This window comes from Streptococcus mitis (genome assembly GCF_026782895.1).
GTDB classification, from domain to species: domain Bacteria; phylum Bacillota; class Bacilli; order Lactobacillales; family Streptococcaceae; genus Streptococcus; species Streptococcus mitis_CB.
In genome coordinates, this window is the sequence record NZ_JAKUXJ010000004.1 from 478,334 (window position 1) to 496,095 (window position 17,762).

A 17,762-nucleotide genomic window follows, 5' to 3' on the forward strand; every position below is an offset into this window, starting at 1 on the left:
CTATACAAAAATAGGAGAATCGCATGATTCCCCTACAACTCTATCTCCATTTCAACCTTTTGAGGACTGGTTTCTAAATCACTAGACAAAAGAGAAACGGCATCTGTTCTCATGTAGTAAGTATATAAGTCTTCTAGGTCTTGTTGGTTTTCAATCCCTGTTTCAATACTAATCAGAGCCTGTATAAATTCCTTGTAGTGACTCTCCATCATATCTGAAATCTTTTGTTTCATTTCCATAAATACTGAAGACGGTTCAGTTATACTTGTTTGGTCTATGTCTTGTAAATCCTTTTCCAAGGGATTGGTTCCTTCTTCTACTTCTACTAAATCTGAACGTCCATCACCATCAGAATCTGCGCTAAGAGGATTGGTTCCTAGCGCCAATTCTTGAGCATCAGTCAGTCCATCCTGATCCGAATCACGTTGATAAATGGTTTCCATATACTTCCTTCTTTCCTAGTTAATCTTTTTTCACTCCAATCCTACCAAATATTACTTGAAAGAAGTATCACAACAAAAAAAGAGAACGAGCCAAAACTGCGTTCTCCTGGAAATGATAAAAATATATTTTATGCCACAAAAGATATGTAAACTAATCTTTTAAATAATAAAAAAGTTCCGACGTTTGTAAATGTTTTGAGTAAATTGAAATTACTTTTTGACCTTTTGGAAATACTGTCTTTCTCTTCAAATCTAATAAAGATTGAGGAACAATTTTCCTTGATGTCTCTTTCAATGTTAATGCTAGTATCTGTTTTCTTGTACGTAGAGCATAATCAAACTCCAAATACAAATAACGTCCTGAACCAGTTAAATGAACATGCTTTCCCAATAACTCCTCAATGGATCCTAAAACTTGTAACTTTTGCATTGTGGTTCCATCTTTTTTTATTTTCAACTCATCAATTATGACATGCCTATTTAAACAATCGTCAAAGAAACTGCCTGCACCTTTTCGGTAATCAACACCACATAGGTGCATGAAATTAGTAGGTGAAAAATGAAGTTCAACACTTTCTATTTCTGTTTCATAATACATGATTTTGCCAACGAAGTGTTCTTTAAAAAAAGAAGCCGCAATTTGTAACTGAGTAAAAAAACGCTGAAGTTTTATTTTTTCGGTGTAATTTGGATTACGATAATCTCTAGAATTTGCCATATTTTCCTCACAAAAAAGGTGGTTTACAGAGTCTGTAAGCCACCTAGTCAGTCGGTTTATTCTGGTGTCTGCCACCGCTTGGCCCTTACGTCCAAGATTGCTATCGGATTTCGTTCTGGTGTCCGCCACCGCTTGGCCCTTGTGTCCAAGATTACTATCAGATTGACCATGAGCCGACTACTCATCTACACTATTTATTCTACCTGAAAATGGTTAAAATTTCAAGTGTAAACTCTTCTATTTCGTAGTATAAGCAAAACTGATGGCACTATCTGCTTGAGAGATTTTTCTAAAGGTATAGTTAGGGTTGCCACCATAGTTGGTTTCAGACACAAGGAAAGAACCGTCATCATATACTTTCTCGACAAAAGCCACATGACCATAGATGGCTGGTGTGCCATGTGTACCTCCCACAAAAGAAACAATGGCACCTGCTCTTGGTGTAGAGCCAGTTTCCCCACCAAGACTGGAAGCTGTCGCAACCCAGTCCTGACCATTTCCCATGGTATTAATGATTGAAATCTTCTCTCCATTACTTCCTTTTAATTTTAAGCCTAATTGATTCATACGAGCCGCAACACCCCATGTACATTGTCCATAGGCATAGGCCATACCATCTCCACCACCAGGAACAGAATGATCATACAAGTCCCCACGAACCCCTTCAAGGGATTGTGGGTCACTTTTTGCCTGTCCTCCATTTGTTTGGCTAAAGCCTTTTTCAATTTGGTAATACCATTCCGTGGCTCTGGTTTGTCTTTCCAGTAGTTTGTCACCGGAATTTCCCTCCCAATAGGTAAGGAAGAGTTGGGCGAGATTGGCTGCACTGCCCGTATTTCCAAAGAAATCCTTTAACCAACTTTGATAGTAAGGACTATCCCCATGAAGCATAAAATCAAGTTGGAGGTCTAAATCATACCACTTCTTATTTTTGATATGTGCATAATTCAATAAAGCTGTATGACGTGTTGAACCATCTGCGGTATCCGTCCATTGACCTAAACCTAGACCTCTATGAAGAATATTAGGATAAGCACCACTATAAATGGCTGGTCCTCCTATCGCTAACCAGCTTTCATCATCCCATGAGGAATCGGTAGCGCCAACTGGAGGAGATAAATAATCTCCTTCAGCTCGTTTAGGATTGATAGAAGACTCTACCGACCAATTTCCTAAAATAGCCGCAATGGCTTGGGGACTTGCCCCTTGAGATTTCAAAAAATCATAAATATGTTTTGCACGTTCAAACTCATCCCCACCAAACTGACCAATGGCTGGTAAGATAGTTGTCTGAAGTTGAATGACCTTTGGAAAATAAAATTGCGGATTGACATACACCAATTTTTCTTTCTTGTTCTTATACTTTTGATAGGAAACTTTCAAACCTGTATCGTCTGGTGTCTCACCAATAATATCACCAGTTAAGACTCTTGTCCCCTCAATCGCACGGCCATTATGAATGGAATACAAGGTCAATCGACTCTCATTCTCTCCTTTTCCGTTAGTGAGAATAATATTGTCACCATCTAGAGATACAACTCCATCCATTGGTGCGACAATCGTTTGGTGAGCCTTTGCTTCTAGTAGAATGTACTCCTGAAGAGTAGGTTTCCCATCTAAGTCATAGTATCCATAACGATAAGTCATGGTTAGACTATCTTCGTTGCTTTTCCCCTCAAATGGATTGTCCAATTCCTGCATGGAAGCATAGACACCTTCTTCTTTTAGTTCCTTCATTTCTTCTTGATCGTCTTTCGATAGTTTATACTTAGGAGTTTCATAAAGGTCTTGCATGGATTTCAAATCTTCCCCATCGTTTAAATCATGCCACAAAGTAGACAGATAATCCTTGTAAGTTTCTGAACTAAATAAGTGAACTGGTTTGTGTAACTCATAGTCATGGAATTTAAAGTTCATATACCCCATCACATCATCAACTTTTGTGTAATAGGTAATTCCTTTGTCATTTGTACGAGTATGTTCTGCATCTTCCCAAGTTAGGTGGGTATAAGCTTTTGTTAATTCAAATTCATCTTGTTGAATCAAACTAGCAGATGAAAATCCTAAAAAGAAGCTCATCATAAGTAAAAGAAGAAAGACTATTCCTCCAACTATCCAGGTTGCAGGATTTCCAGCCGCAAATGTAAAGAAGGAAAAGGCTGCTTTTATTTTTTGATAGATATTTCGGACACTTGTAAGACCTTGTTTCTCTAATTTTCGAAACCGATTCTTAAAGGAACTTGGGTTATCTTTCGCTAGTTTCCATCCTTTTCCATCCTTAAAATGATGGTATCGCTCTTTTGTGTTGGTCAGTCTTTTCTTGGTAAAACGACCTGTTGCTTGTCCTGTTTTGACACTAGCTTTTCCAAGATTATAAGAAAGCCGACTGTAGCGTTTCCCTTTTCTAATTGTCTCTTGAAGTGTGCGATAGCCTTCTAAATCTTCATTTTCTGAAGCTAACTCTCCACCTTCACGTCCAAGGACATAAAGAAAATTTTTGGCTTTCCTACTGACTTTTTTGGACTTATAGGCTTGTTTAGTAGATTTTAGATTCTCTTTTGCGGCCTTGACTTCTTTCTTAGCTTTTAATTCTTCTAAACTCTTCCCTTGAAAGAAAAAATTAGATTTTTGTTTCGATTCCTGACCATAAAGAAATTTTTGATTGGTTTTTCTTTCTTTACGACTCTCTTTTCTTTCTTCTTTCGCTTCTACCTTGGCTTCTCTAAATTGCTTCTTGGCTATTTTCAATCGTTTCCTAGCATGAGGCAATCGTCTGTCTCTTAATTCTTTCCGATTCAAAAGAGATGGAGGACTATTTTGAAGAATATGATTGTAGTCTTCATTTGCTTGTTTTACTCTAGCCTTTGAAGCTTCTCTCATCTCCTCTAGCTTTTCTTTTATCTCTTTTTTCCATGCTTTATTATCCAGTACAGCGGAATCTTTTTTCTGTTTCCTTACCTCCTTCTTTCCTTTTTTCAAGAATTTCTTCTCATCTTTTAGACTTCTTCTAAATGCCTTTCGAGCACGTATGATTTCTCTTTTATCCTTCATTTACCTTCCCCTTAATTAGAAGCCATTTTATCAGGATCTGTACTCATGATATCAAACAATTGTGTACCTTGAGGAATCTTATTTTTAAAGGGAACGACAACTGAACCAGCTTTTATTAGTCCTGCCCCTTTTTCTGGATTGACTAGGTATTTTTCGAGTTCTTTTGACAAGCCTAAGAGTTGAACCAGTTCTTCTCGGTCATTTTTTGCTTGCTTGAGGAGAATCATAAACTCACTATTTGCAATAATCCGTCTACCATTTGGATCTAACAATAAGGTTTCGACGTTTTGGGTTATTCCAGTCGGACTGGCTCCATATTTTCTGACACGACTCCACAATTTAAAGAAGAAATCACTAGCATATTTATCTAATAAGAGAAGCTGCATTTCATCAAAATAAATCCATGTCTTCTTCCCTAATTTTTGATTCCGAACAACACGATTCCATATCTGATCAAACACTACCATAAGGGCGATTTGTTTCAGCTCATCTCCTAACTTCTTAACGTTATAAATCAAGAAATTAGATCCTGTCTGAATATTGGTCTTATGAGAAAAAATATCAAGAGAACCTTCGACATACAGTTCCATATCAAGTGCCAAGTTCTGCGCTTCTTCTTCTGGTTGTTGGCTCAAGACAAAGACCCATTCTTCCAAAGAAGGCTCTTTAAATGACTGATAGGTGAGTCTGGTAACTCGGTCGATAATCGATTTTTCTCTTCCATCCATTTTTCTATCCAATAACTTGCCGATAAAGGATAAAAGAAATTCTGATTTTACCTTTACAGGATCTTCATCCATATTTTCCTCAGACAAATCAAGGACATTGAGATAGGTTTGGGAATCGGGCGCAATATCAATCATTTCTCCCCCAAAAGCTCGTCCAATGACACTGTATTCTGCTTCTGGATCCACGATGATAATTTCAGTATTTTCACCAGATTCCTTGATTTTGGTCGTGATAATTTCATGCTTGGTTGCCATCCCTTTCCCAGCTCCAGATGTTCCTAAAATCAGACCAGATGGTGTATTTAATAGGCTTCGATCAATGGTAATAATATTGCTTGAGATTTGATTGATACCGTAATATTTCCCACTGCGGTCTTGTAAGTCTACTGAAGTCCATGGAGAGTTCACTGCTACATTAGATGTTAATAAACTCCGTGATACTCCCTCTAAAAAATCACAACCAAATGGTAGCAAACTATTAAAGGCTGCTTCTTGCATATATGGAAGTTTATCAATCATTAGGTCATTTGAGCCGGCAACTTGTTGGATAGTATCTAGGGCTTGTTTGAGTTCTTCTTCATCCTGACCAAAAACACCAATCAAAAAGACTGTTTGAAATAGTTTATCTCCTGTCTCTGTCATGGTTTTTAAGAGTTCCTCAGCTTCATCGATATTGCTTTCTAATACATGGCCAACTTTTTCCAAATAGATACCTGTACGAGCTAGTTTTTGTTGTTCCCCAATCTTTTGAGATTCCATCAAGGTCTTCTTTGTTCGAAGTTTCTTCATTGCATCCGCCTTAGTCGAACTTTGAGCATGAAGGCTCACTATCAATTCCAAATCTCCTTGCATGAGGTCTCGAATAAACTGATCCCCTAATTCCATGCCGTAGTCTCTCACATAGACAATCTGCAATAAGCGGTCATTGATTTGTAGGTAATTCTTGTTTTTAAAATCCAAGAGATTAGGTGCTATGAAGTGACGAGTTGTCTGACCCGATCTCGTTAAATCACGGTAAGAAAAAGGAAGATGGTGTTCTCCTCTAAGCATATCCGCCAACAAGTTCACACGGTTTTCTCCAGCCAAGGATTCAAAGCGAGCATCAATTTCTGAGAAACCACTCTTGAAATATTCTCCAATTTGAGACAAGGAACGATAGGCTTGTTTGGGATTAGAATCCTTTCTACCAAAGCTAATCAGTTTCACAGCTGAAAAATTATTTTCCCCACTGTCTAAATTTTGATTCATCATCCGATTCAATTCTTTACGATAGCTATCATACCCATCTTCTTTTTCCTCATACAGAACACTTTGTCTGAATTTTTCTAAATTCAATCTTTTATTAAAGATGGTCAATTGGAAGTTGGTTTGATCATCTAGGGAGTTAATCAAATCAGAATACTTCTCAATGATTGCCCCCTTATCTTCTAAACCAACGGTCTGGTAATTGACATCACCAAGTAAATAGCTTTGTGAGAAATAATCTTCTTTCACCTGCATCAGACCATTTTGATACAGGGCTTGATAGGAAAGAGTATTAGCCGTTGAGGGTAACACTTCCTCTTTTTTATCTTTAACTTTTTCCTTTTTATTAGTCATTGAAGTTTTTTGTTTCTTTAATGTATTTGATTTTCTTTTCATGTTCAGATCCTTTCTTTCCTGTAATTGTGCGTAGGGGAACCGTTAGTTCAAAATGAAGACGGTATTTCAAATAATGTTCAAAATATAAATCATTGGGTTTATAGACTCCAAAAAGCATAAGGGGGATGGTAAAGGCAAACACAAAACCGTAAACAAACCAATCTCCAAATTGCCAGAAAAAGAGATTCAAGCCCAAAACAATAATTGTGACAATAAAGGCTGGTAGGACAAAGATGATTTGCCTTGTAGTGAAGCCTAACCAAGCCCTGTGTTGGTATTTTGAAATGTCTTTAAAGACACGTGTATTCATGACTTTCCTTTCTAAAAAGGCTAAGAAGCATTCACTTCCTAGCCTTTATCTAATTACATACCTAAGATTGAGCGAGCCGTACGTTGAGAACCAACGAGGGCAATAATCAGTAAGATAGCTTGTACCAAACTACCAAACATAATTGCAAGTGATTGCAAGACTCCTGCACCATTTGAAACAGCTATTTTCCCAGCGGATTCAAATAAAGGAACAAGAGAAACAATCAGAAAAATAAGAACCCCTTGTACCGCATAGACCATAATATTTTTTAAATAGCCAATACCAATAGACTTCCATTCATCACTTAAAAATGTTGGAATCGTAAGAGGGGCAAATGGGATCATAAGGTAGAGTTGAATAAATCGAATAGATACCAAAAGATTGACCATAGCTGCACTTACTATCCGAACAAGCCAAATGAGGAGGGCGAAAAAGCCCACAATCATACGGCCAATAAATCCTGACCCTTTTAATCCAGAGATGGTATCATACTTCGCCCCACCGTGAGCCACAATCGAAGCCACTTGTTCAATGGCGTGACTCGCAATCCCGATGATGGCTTCTACAATCACGGTAGTGTTGGTAATTACAACTGCGACCATAATATAACTAATCAACATCGGCGCTAATGCTTCAAAGGTCATCGCTCCTCCTGAGTTAGCAATTTTCTTTGCCATCTTCGAAAATTCTAAGATGAGAACAACTGATAAAATCGCAACTCCAAGAGGTTGCATGACACTTTTAGTAATACTAGACATGTAAGTCCAAACTGTTGGATTGTAGCTAGATAGGGATTTAATCAGATCTACCGTAGATTGTAAATCCACATTAAATCCTTCAAATAAATTTTCAGCTGATATTTTTTCAGATGCAAGGTAAACAAAGGGTGAGACTAAACTAAGGTTCATGTCATTGTTTATCCTCCTAAATTGAAATCTGGGTTACAAAGGCTCCAGCAGCCCCTACCATAACACCACCGACAATTTCAAGAATGGCATTCCGAACACCTGGTCCACCATCTTTAATGTTGGTTGCAAGGTTGACAATCCCTACAACAACGAGAAAGGCACCAACCGCAATCAATCCCTTCTGTAACAAAGACATAGCTTGTGCAAACATAGCACTTGCGTCTACTCCATAAACAAAACCTTTAAAATGCGTAATCATCTATTTCCTCTTTTCTATTTTTATTTTAAACTAGATTCAAAAGTTAAATCACGAATTCTAAGGCCTTCAAGATGATTTTCTTGTCTTTGATTCAAAGGATTGATTTGATAGTTCCACCACCGTTCATCGCTTTCTTGATTGGCTAGGTACTTCCAGTTTGGATGCTTAGTAGAATTGTATTTTTTGCTTTTAAAGACAGGCATATTGGCAATTCGAACCAGACATTCATGCCGTTTCATATTTCCGACTTCATCAGGTGTCATTAAATCACGAGCAATCTTTTGATGAGAAAGGGATCCTGAACCTGTCTGGCCAAAGGAACGACTAGTATTTCGAACATCAATGGTTTGTTTACCGAGTAACCCACTCATAAATTTAAAGGTATCTTCATCATTACCACCTAAGTAGACTAAGCTATCACAGTTCCCAAGAATGGTTTTCCAAGCTTCTTTTTCTTTATAGAGCCCTTGAAGTTGGGCAATATTTTGAAGAATAGGAACGAGACTCATATTTCGAGAACGGACTGTTGAGGTTTGTTCAGCAAAATCTGGAATCTCTCCGATATTTGCGAACTCATCTAAGTACACTCTGACATGAAGAGGCAATTGACCCTTAAAATCAATGTCTGCTTGTCTTGTTAGGGTTTGAAATACCGTTGAAAAAAAGAGAGCTGAAAGAAAGCGAAAGGTACTATCGTTATCTGGGATAACTAAGTAAACCATTGATTTTTCCTTACCCCATGTCTTCATATCAAGGGTATCTCTTTTGGTCAAATCCATGACACTTTGAATATTGAAGAGGGCAAATTTAGCAGTGGTTACAGCTATAACAGAATCCAGAGTCTTATCTTTATAATTTTGAAAATCTGCCCAATTTCGCATGGTAAAATTGTCAGTCCCATACTTTTTAGCATAATTTTCAAATAGAATTTCTAAGACACTTTTTTCTTGATTCTCACCTTTGGATAAGTGTTTAATGAGTTTTGATATCTCAGCAAAACTTGGATAACGCCCTCGTTTTTTTCGCTCTTCCACTTCTTTTTTTTGACGTTTCAACAAGTTTTGGTATTCCTTTTGACTTAAACGACTTTCTTCTATGAGCTGTTCTCTTGTTTTAGGTGGATTATAGAAATCGACTAGGTAGGAGGCTAAAGCTCGAACCAGAGTCATAGAAGCTTCATCCCAAAATGGATCACTACGGGAGCCAGAACCTTTGGTGTTATTAAAATAAACTGTCAGCATGCGATTCAAATCGTTTTCTGTCTCTATATAGCGAAAAGGATTAAAGCCATCTGAGTTCTTCATATTGACTAAATCTAACACCTTTACTTGGTAGCCATGTTCTAAAAAGAGTTTGCCTGTTTTTTCGGCCAAGTGATCTTTAGGATCAACTACAATATTAGAACTATTCATCTGAATCAGATTGGGTTTCACAAAGCGAAAGGTCTTCCCACTTCCTGAACCTCCGATCACCGCAATATTCTTATTTCTATCATATTGGGGTGGTTTTTTATCTAATAATGTCAAACGAACATCTTGTGCTAAAATCGTATCATGAGAAAATTCCTTACCGTAAAAGAGCTTCTTTTCTTTTAGAGTTCCAAAACGGGCGCTCCCGTATTCTACCCCTTCTCGGTATTGTTTTTTACCAGTCTCTAGATAGAGATAAACCAGCAACATTATAACAAAGCCTAGTAGAAAAAAAGCACTCGATTTTCCAGTAAAAGAAACATTCCATGGCGACTGAAGAACTTCATCTTGACCTTCCATCAGAAGATGAGTCCATTTATCTAAGCTATTTCCAGTATAGGAATCATACAAAAGCGTCAAACGATGGAAAAGATAGCCTAGTAAGATACCTAACAGTGAGAATAGTAGGAATTTCTTTCCACTGTACATCATCTCACCATCTCTTTCTGTTTGACGGCCCCTTCTTGTCTAAAGGTAATTTGGGATTTAGCTTCATCAATAGCATCGTCTAATGACTGATCCATGGTAAAATCAGCTAATTTCTCCGGATCATTAACCATTTTTTCTAACAGATGGTCTAAATGATTGTCTAGAATCGAACGGTCTTTCGTGTAGAAATGTAGAGAATCCCCTTGCCAAGCGAGGGCTAAAGGAATCTCTTCTTTTTCTAAAAAAGACTTAAATTTCTCTATATCAATTGGTTTGTCTAAAAAATCTTTTTTCAGATTAATCGTATCAATCGCATAGGGAGATTGTAGCAATTCTTCTAATTTCTGTACCCCTATCTTATAGGCGGAATCCTGTGCTAAAGCCTGACGTCTAGACCATTCTAGAATCTTTAAAAGACTTTTGACAGTAAATAAAAGACTACGCTCAGCATATTGAACTGCCATTCGTTCCTGTTGTTCAGAGGACATCTGATGCCTCCTTCTTAACAAATAGCAGCTTTCCTTCTTTATAACGATAAGCTATCAATTTCTGACGTTGCTTAATCGACTTGACAACCTGCAGTAGATCTCTCGAATAGGGTTCTCGAAGAGTAACTTCTACTGCTTTCCCATCAACGATACCAACACGTTTAAATTCAATGTAGTCTTTTTTGAGATGTCCTAAGCCCATACCAAAAGGAAAGTGATGAATCAATTGGATGGTACAACCACCTTTATTTCCCATTTGTTTCAAATCATACAAGTTTACTACCTTCATGATTAACTCCTTTATCTAGTTTGTCGCATCGTTTGAGTCTGGTAACGATAAACTCCGTGTCTGTTAGAAAATTCTCACACACGTCTTGTGCCAGTTGCCCTTCACAGGGAAAAACTCTCAGTCCCTACTTACACAGGCACGCTAATCAAGACGGAGTGGATTCAATTTTCAAAGAACAGGTAGCTTTATTATAGATAAGAGTAGTTGAAATTTTTATCACATTTTTGGGGTTGTTAGAATAATAAGGTAAGTGCTAATTTCTAGCTCCTCTCACAACACCGTACATACCTTCTATGTTTTATGAACAGTAGCTATCATTTACATTTTCAAACTACCATTCTATCAAACTAAAAGTCAAAATAGACGCTTCTACTTCGAGAGATACTCATTTAATGGTTCAGCAATTCGCTCTACTTCCGTTACAGAAATTTCATCACTATGACTTCTCATGATTTGTTATTAGTTCACTTTGAGGGGCTTGCTCATGAAACCAAACAGCGTAAGTCGTAAAAGAAAAAAGCAGTACAAGATTGAACTGCTTTTACGGATTCAGATAAAATAACTTTATCTAACAAACCAAAATTTTGAAAAAGATATCCTGATACTGTCAATAAAAAAGCTTAGAAAGGCTTAAAGCCTTATCCAAGCTGATATTTGTTCATCTAATTAATAATCTAAATAAAGGATCTACTTCACTTTCATAATACGAACTAAATTGGCTCTTTCTGCCTCCTCTAGTTTCAATTCTATATAATGAATAGTTTCCGACAAGTTTGGAATAATCGAGTATTCTAAACCATTTACACGTCTACGTGTTTTTTCTATTTCATCAGCCATTAACTGACACGTTTTTTCAACTTCTGCCAGTCTTAGTAATTTATCAATTAAACTATTCATTGTAGCAAATACATCATCCATTTCACTATTAGAAGATAAATAGCTGTATTCACTGTTCTCATTTTGAGAAGTAATATTCATATGCATTCTAGGAACTGTTACACTCATGATATTTTCTTTCTCAACAAATAATTCAATTTCTTTTGATGGAATTGAAAATAATTCCTCCACCATTTGAGAATTCTTTAATGATTTAGCAACTGCAAAGGATTTTAGATTATCAATTAGATAACTTTCTACTTCTTTCCGAAGTTGATTATTCTCACGAATCAAAGAAATAAATCGCCTCATCAATTCATCTCTTTTATCCTTTAATAACTTATGTCCACGTTCAGCTGTTTTCAAACGTTCCTTTAAGTTATTCAATTCCATACGAGTTGGTTTTACATTCAAACGTACCATCGATAATCACTCCATTTCCGGATTAAGCTTCTACCAAAGGTAAGTATTTATCAAGCAAATCATCTTTGATACGTTTTAACTCTGTTCTAGGAAGAATTGATAGTAATTCCCACCCAAGATTCAACGTATCTTCTATATTTCGATTTTTATAAAATCCTTGGTTTATGTACTCTTCTTCAAAACGCTTTGTAAACTTCACATACAATTTATCTACATCAGATAAAGCCGATTCTCCTAATACTACTGCTAACTCTTCAACCTTTTTCCCTTGGGCATAGGCTGCAAACAGTTGATTCATAGTTGGAGCATGATCTCCACGAGTTTTACCTTCTCCAGATCCCTTATCTTTTAATCGAGAGAGAGAAGGTAAAACATTGATTGGTGGACGATAACCTTGATTATACAACTCATGCGACAAAATAATTTGCCCTTCAGTAATGTATCCAGTTAAATCAGGAATTGGATGTGTTATGTCATCTTCTGGCATTGTTAAAATAGGAATCTGTGTCACCGAACCTTTTTTACCAACTAAACGACCAGCCCTTTCGTATAGAGTTGATAAATTTGTATATAAATATCCCGGATAGCCTCGTCTCCCTGGAACTTCACGGCGAGCTGCCGAGACTTCACGTAACGCTTCACAATAGTTAGTCATATCCGTCATGATAACTAGAACGTGCATATCTTTTTCAAAAGCTAGATACTCTGCCGCAGTTAAAGCAATGCGGGGAGTTGCAATACGCTCAATTGCAGGATCATTTGCCAAGTTCATAAATAAAACCGAACGATCGATTGCTCCTGTTTTTCTGAGTTCTTCCATAAAAAACTCAGCTTCTTCAAAAGTAATACCCATTGCTGCAAATACAACCGCAAAATTTTCATCAGAATTTAAAACAGTCGCTTGTCTTGCTATCTGAGCAGCTAATTCATTATGAGGTAAGCCCGAACCTGAAAATACTGGTAATTTTTGACCACGTACAAGAGTATTCAAATGATCAATAGAGGAGATCCCTGTCTGAATAAATTCATCTGGATAATCTCTAGATACAGGATTAATAGCTTGACCATCAATATCTAAATATTTCTCTGGAATTAAATCTGGTCCACCATCAATTGGTTTTCCCATCCCATTAAAAATACGACCAACCATATCCTCAGATACAGCCAATTCTAATGCATGACCAGCAAAACGAATTTTAGACTTTTCTAAATTTATTCCACTAGATCCTTCAAAAAGCTGAACCATTGCTTTATCTTCGTGGATTTCTAAAACTTGTCCACGACGAATTTCTCCATTATGAAGTTGAATTTCAACTAACTCATTGTAAGACACATTATTTACTTGTTCAACAATCATAAGAGGCCCAACAACTTCACTAGCAGTTCTGTATTCTTTTATAACACTCATTTATAGACCTCCTGTTTCTAATATCAAATGAATTTGATGTGTAATCTCATTTGATATAATTTTGATTTCATCTAATCTATCTTCTGAAACATATTTACTTCTCGCCATACGGTCTCGAACTGCCACGGTACCTTCCATAATCTCTGTAAAGTAAGAACCCAACTCTAAAGCATGATTTGCCTGATCAGCAAAAGTTAGGATATTACTTAGCATTGCTTCTTGTTTTGCAAACGAAGTGAATGTATCTACCGAATCAAAAGCGTTCTGTTGCAAATAATCTTCTCGAATTTGTTTAGCAATTTCCATCGTTAGTCGTTCATTATCAGACAGAGAATCAATTCCAACAAGACGAACAATTTCCTCTAAACTAGATTCCCGTTGTAAGTAGTTCATCGCACGAGTTATTTTACTATTCCAATCTGTCTTCTCTTTACCATCTATATAAGTGCCCACACTGTCTTTATATAGTGAATAAGATGTAAGCCAGTTAATTGCAGGAAAATGACGTCGCTGTGCCAACGGAGCATCAAGCCCCCAAAAAACTTTCACAATCCGTAAAGTGTTTTGAGTAACTGGTTCTGAAATATCTCCACCAGGTGGCGATACAGCTCCAATAGCAGTAATCGTTCCTTCACGTTCTGGAAGTCCTAGAACCTGAGAACGTCCTGCTCTTTCATAATATTCAGCGATACGACTTCCCAGATAAGCAGGATAACCCTCATCACCAGGCATTTCTTCTAGACGCCCTGACATTTCACGTAGCGCTTCAGCCCAACGTGAAGTTGAATCAGCCATAATGGCTACAGAGTAGCCCATATCACGAAAATACTCAGCCATGGTAATTCCTGTATAAATTGAAGCCTCACGAGCAGCAACAGGCATATTTGAAGTATTAGCAATCAGAACTGTCCGTTGCATAATTGATTGTCCGGTATTAGGGTCAATCAACTCAGGAAACTCATTCAGTACATCCGTCATTTCATTTCCACGTTCTCCACAACCGACATAAATAACAATATCAACATTGGCAAATTTAGCTACTTGGTGTTGTACAACTGTCTTTCCTGCTCCAAACGGTCCAGGAACTGCTGCAGCTCCCCCTTTGGTTACTGGAAAGAATGTATCAATAACTCGTTGACCTGTAATTAATGGTTCTTCTGGAATTAAACGTTTAGAAACAGGACGCGCCTTGCGGACAGGCCATTTTTGCATAAGCGTTCCTTTATAGAAACTACCGTCCAATTTTTTTATTTCATATACAACTTCATCAATAGTAAAATCGCCAGATGCAATAGAAACGACTTCTCCAGAAACTCCATAAGGAACCATAATTTTATGATTAACTACCTCGGTTTCCTTGACAGTTCCAAGAATATCACCCGTACTCACTTTTTGACCAATTGCTATAGTGGAATCAAAATGCCACTTAATATCTCTATCCAAACTTGGAACTTCTACCCCACGAACTAGAAAATCATTATGAGTAGCCAATTTAAATCGATCTAATGGGCGTTGTATGCCATCAAACATTTGAGAAATCAATCCTGGCCCTAATTCAACCGAGAGAGGTTCTCCAGTTGTAACAACAGGTTCTCCCGGACCAAGACCAGATGTTTCTTCATAGACTTGGATAGATGCCTGATCTCTTCTCATTTCAATAATTTCACCGATTAACCCTAGCTTACCTACACGGCAAATATCTTGAATATTAGCCTCCTGCATACCTGATGCAATAACTAGAGGTCCCGATACTTTTATAATCTTCCCTTGAGTCAAAGTTATTCTCCTTACTAAGTCCAAAAATTATAGAATAATATTACAGACAATTTTGTACATTATTATAAAATATTGTGTCCTACTGCTTTCTCTACATTATCCTCTATACGTTTTAATCCTAAATTTAAACCTTGTTTATGAGTCGGTAATAAAATAATAGCAGGCACAACTTGAGAATCATAATGGCGAATTGTATCTAATATCATTGAAGCTATGTCTTCAGTGATATAAATGACACCATAATCAGATTGAGCTAATTTTCTTAGAGTATTTATAGCTTCTTGTTCTTGATAGGCAGGAAATATATCAAACCCAATCATGCTAAAGGGTAAAATAATATCATGGTTACCAATTATGCCAATTTTATACTTATTAGCTTCCATAATGCGGGCGTATCCTTTCTTTTATTGATTCAAAAGGAATTGTATTTTGAAGAGCTGATATGATCATTCTAAGATTCTTTACTTCAAACTCACATCCCAATAAATATCTAGCAAGAACTAACGGCCCATCTACATTATACCTTCCTTGATCTAAAGTTTTATACAATAGTAAATCACATAAAAATTCTAACTCAGAAGATGAAATTGTTGCGTCCTGCATCTTCAATTCGTAAGTTGAAAAGATTGAATCTAAGCTTGGATTTATTTTATTGAACCACACAAATATTTCTTGATTTTCTACAATGTATATAAATTCTTTAGCAGAAATACTTCCTTCATCTGAAAGTAATTGTAAAATATCCCCATGACTCTTATTTTGAGATAAACCACGTTTTACAGTAATAATATTATAAAAGTCAATCATTGCAACAATAACCTGAGACAGCACCCCACCTAACTCATTAGATAAAAGTTTCAGATGTTTAAAATATGCTAGATCAGCTCCGACATCAAGTACACGAATATTATTAAAAGTTTCATACTCATTCCAAATTGATTCTACTTCATGAACCATAAAATCAGGAAGTGTATCTGAATGTAAGGAAGAAACTAAATGTTTTAAACTTTCTATATCAAAAATCCCTATTGGAATTAATAATTTAGAAAAATCTTTCTTAATTGCCGCCTTAGATTTTAATAAAACTTTGATATTATGATAAACATATCGTAAAGCAAATAAAGTCACAATTTTCTCAGACGGACTTTCAGCATAGGCCCATCTATAATCATTGACTAATTTTGTCATTAGCGAAATCTCTGTCTGACTAGGATTTTCTAAAACGTCAATCGATAAATGATAGGGAGTTGCTTCTAAGATAAATGCCAATGTCTCCGTATCTTTGGATTGTATAATTTTTTGAAATTTTTCCTCTGTAATAAAATCGTTTTCTTTTACCGAAATCGTCGTATTTATTTTTGAAAAAAGATTAGTATCCATAAAATACCTTTCTAATTTTATTGGAATACTCCAAATTTCTAAGAAGGATTAACCAATTTCATCCTTAATTGATAAAAATTTGATTTGCGATACTTGAACTTTCTTCCTTAGAAATCGATCCAATTAATGTTTTATACAAATAGTTATCATCAATTTTACCTATTGAAATAAGTAAGCCTGATTCATTTGAGATAGGCTGTTCACTAAATAAATGATTTGGAAAAGAGAATTTCAATTTCTCTAATTGTTCCAAATTGAATTTAGCTAAAGTCCGCTCCCCAAAAGTTACTATGACCTCTTGTTGTGAATATCGTTCCAGAATTCGATAGATGAACTCCATTTCTTTATCTGCACTCCAAGATTCCATTTCTATTAAAGCAGATTGAAAAAGTTCTTTTAATATTTTCTGTTTTGATACTAACGTTGATTGGCGTTCCTTATTTTTTAATTGTTGAAAAATTATTTGATATTTCTGTTGTAATTCTTTTAACTTTCGTTCATGTTCAGCTTCTTTTTTCTTTACAATGACCGACTTTTGCATTTCAAATTCATCATCAATCTTCTTTTTGGAATCCAATAATTTCATACGCCCTTTTTCATGAGCTTGTTCAATAACAGACTCTCGTAAGTTTTCTAAATTGCTCATTTAGACACCTCCTTTGAATAGCAAATTAATTTCTTATACACGAAGGGTCAAAATGAATGATACGACAAAGGCAAGAATTGCATAGGTTTCTACCATGGCAGCCAAAATTGCTCCTTTCATGAATTCTTTTGGTCTTTTAGCCAAGATTTGCATTCCCGCTACTGCTACATTTCCTTGATGCTTAGCCGAAAAGTATCCTACAATAGCAATTGGAAGAGCTACAAAGAAATAAGCAACGCCTTTTTCCAAAGGAAGTTCTGGAGTTAATTGCAACCAAATCAAAATTCCAATAACAAAACCATATAATCCTTGTGTTCCGGGCAGTAGTTGCAATATCAAAGCTGAGGCAAATTTTTCTGGCTGTTCTTTCAGTAAAGCTGCGGCAGATTGCCCAGCCTTACCAACTCCATAAGCAGACCCCATACCGCTTAATCCAACCGCCAATACAATTCCCAATGCAGCGAAGAAAGCTCCTCCATAGGTTGAAAAATAAGTTGCTAAATGTTCCATTATATATATC

General features: G+C 36.4%; 18 protein-coding genes. 1 reads left to right on the forward strand and 17 read right to left on the reverse strand.

Annotated elements, in window-relative coordinates; all coding sequences use genetic code 11:
• Window positions 1-32 precede the first annotated feature (32 nt).
• Both MK480_RS06670 and MK480_RS06675 read right to left on the reverse strand, forming a co-directional pair.
• Complete coding sequence (locus MK480_RS06670) at window positions 33-443, reverse strand: cell envelope biogenesis protein OmpA (RefSeq protein ID WP_268707388.1); 411 nt, start codon at window positions 441-443, stop codon at window positions 33-35.
• A gap of 151 nt (window positions 444-594) precedes the next feature.
• Window positions 595-1,161 carry a PBECR4 domain-containing protein gene (locus MK480_RS06675; protein WP_000013900.1) on the reverse strand — a complete coding sequence of 189 codons (567 nt, stop codon included), beginning with the start codon at window positions 1,159-1,161 and terminating at the stop codon, window positions 595-597.
• Window positions 1,162-1,179: 18 nt separating this feature from the next.
• Between MK480_RS06675 and MK480_RS06680 the strand changes: the two genes are divergently transcribed.
• Window positions 1,180-1,368 (forward strand): hypothetical protein, encoded by a 189-nt coding sequence (locus MK480_RS06680; RefSeq protein WP_268707389.1) that lies wholly within the window; start codon window positions 1,180-1,182, stop codon window positions 1,366-1,368.
• Window positions 1,369-1,398: 30 nt separating this feature from the next.
• Here the strand turns inward: MK480_RS06680 and MK480_RS06685 are convergent, their stop codons facing one another.
• From MK480_RS06685 to MK480_RS06755, 15 genes are all read right to left on the reverse strand, one after another.
• Window positions 1,399-4,212, reverse strand: a complete 2,814-nt coding sequence (locus tag MK480_RS06685; RefSeq protein ID WP_268707390.1) for a phage tail tip lysozyme — start codon at window positions 4,210-4,212, stop codon at window positions 1,399-1,401.
• Window positions 4,213-4,223: 11 nt separating this feature from the next.
• Window positions 4,224-6,581: a VirB4-like conjugal transfer ATPase, CD1110 family gene (locus MK480_RS06690; RefSeq protein ID WP_261031771.1), complete on the reverse strand. Its 2,358-nt coding sequence runs from the start codon at window positions 6,579-6,581 to the stop codon at window positions 4,224-4,226.
• Window positions 6,532-6,891, reverse strand: a complete 360-nt coding sequence (locus MK480_RS06695; protein ID WP_001097591.1) for a PrgI family protein — start codon at window positions 6,889-6,891, stop codon at window positions 6,532-6,534. Before MK480_RS06695 ends, MK480_RS06690 begins: the two co-directional genes overlap by 50 nt.
• Window positions 6,892-6,944: 53 nt before the next feature.
• Window positions 6,945-7,799: a VirB6/TrbL-like conjugal transfer protein, CD1112 family gene (locus MK480_RS06700; protein WP_001054257.1), complete on the reverse strand. Its 855-nt coding sequence runs from the start codon at window positions 7,797-7,799 to the stop codon at window positions 6,945-6,947.
• A gap of 16 nt (window positions 7,800-7,815) precedes the next feature.
• Window positions 7,816-8,058, reverse strand: a complete 243-nt coding sequence (locus MK480_RS06705) for a hypothetical protein (protein ID WP_000627865.1) — start codon at window positions 8,056-8,058, stop codon at window positions 7,816-7,818.
• A 20-nt stretch (window positions 8,059-8,078) separates the two neighbouring features.
• A complete protein-coding gene (locus MK480_RS06710) occupies window positions 8,079-9,956 on the reverse strand; it encodes a VirD4-like conjugal transfer protein, CD1115 family (RefSeq protein ID WP_268707416.1) in 1,878 nt (625 codons plus the stop codon).
• The gene (locus MK480_RS06715) at window positions 9,956-10,444 is read right to left on the reverse strand and encodes a hypothetical protein (protein ID WP_268707391.1); all 489 of its coding nucleotides are present in this window, start codon (window positions 10,442-10,444) and stop codon (window positions 9,956-9,958) included. The genes MK480_RS06710 and MK480_RS06715 overlap by 1 nt, the downstream gene beginning before the upstream one ends.
• The gene (locus MK480_RS06720) at window positions 10,434-10,733 is read right to left on the reverse strand and encodes a hypothetical protein (RefSeq protein ID WP_000869763.1); all 300 of its coding nucleotides are present in this window, start codon (window positions 10,731-10,733) and stop codon (window positions 10,434-10,436) included. Before MK480_RS06720 ends, MK480_RS06715 begins: the two co-directional genes overlap by 11 nt.
• A gap of 687 nt (window positions 10,734-11,420) precedes the next feature.
• Window positions 11,421-12,032 carry a V-type ATP synthase subunit D gene (locus MK480_RS06725; protein WP_000251932.1) on the reverse strand — a complete coding sequence of 204 codons (612 nt, stop codon included), beginning with the start codon at window positions 12,030-12,032 and terminating at the stop codon, window positions 11,421-11,423.
• Between the two features lie 22 nt (window positions 12,033-12,054).
• Window positions 12,055-13,440: a V-type ATP synthase subunit B gene (locus MK480_RS06730; RefSeq protein ID WP_268707392.1), complete on the reverse strand. Its 1,386-nt coding sequence runs from the start codon at window positions 13,438-13,440 to the stop codon at window positions 12,055-12,057.
• Window positions 13,441-15,216: a V-type ATP synthase subunit A gene (locus MK480_RS06735; protein ID WP_000191783.1), complete on the reverse strand. Its 1,776-nt coding sequence runs from the start codon at window positions 15,214-15,216 to the stop codon at window positions 13,441-13,443.
• A 62-nt stretch (window positions 15,217-15,278) separates the two neighbouring features.
• Complete coding sequence (locus MK480_RS06740) at window positions 15,279-15,599, reverse strand: V-type ATP synthase subunit F (protein WP_061863364.1); 321 nt, start codon at window positions 15,597-15,599, stop codon at window positions 15,279-15,281.
• The gene (locus tag MK480_RS06745; RefSeq protein WP_070460619.1) at window positions 15,589-16,596 is read right to left on the reverse strand and encodes a V-type ATPase subunit; all 1,008 of its coding nucleotides are present in this window, start codon (window positions 16,594-16,596) and stop codon (window positions 15,589-15,591) included. The genes MK480_RS06740 and MK480_RS06745 overlap by 11 nt, the downstream gene beginning before the upstream one ends.
• 64 nt (window positions 16,597-16,660) lie before the next feature.
• Window positions 16,661-17,242 (reverse strand): hypothetical protein, encoded by a 582-nt coding sequence (locus MK480_RS06750; RefSeq protein WP_049500018.1) that lies wholly within the window; start codon window positions 17,240-17,242, stop codon window positions 16,661-16,663.
• A gap of 33 nt (window positions 17,243-17,275) precedes the next feature.
• On the reverse strand, window positions 17,276-17,752 hold the full coding sequence (locus MK480_RS06755; protein WP_000400484.1) for a V-type ATP synthase subunit K: 477 nt from the start codon (window positions 17,750-17,752) through the stop codon (window positions 17,276-17,278).
• Window positions 17,753-17,762 lie beyond the last annotated feature (10 nt).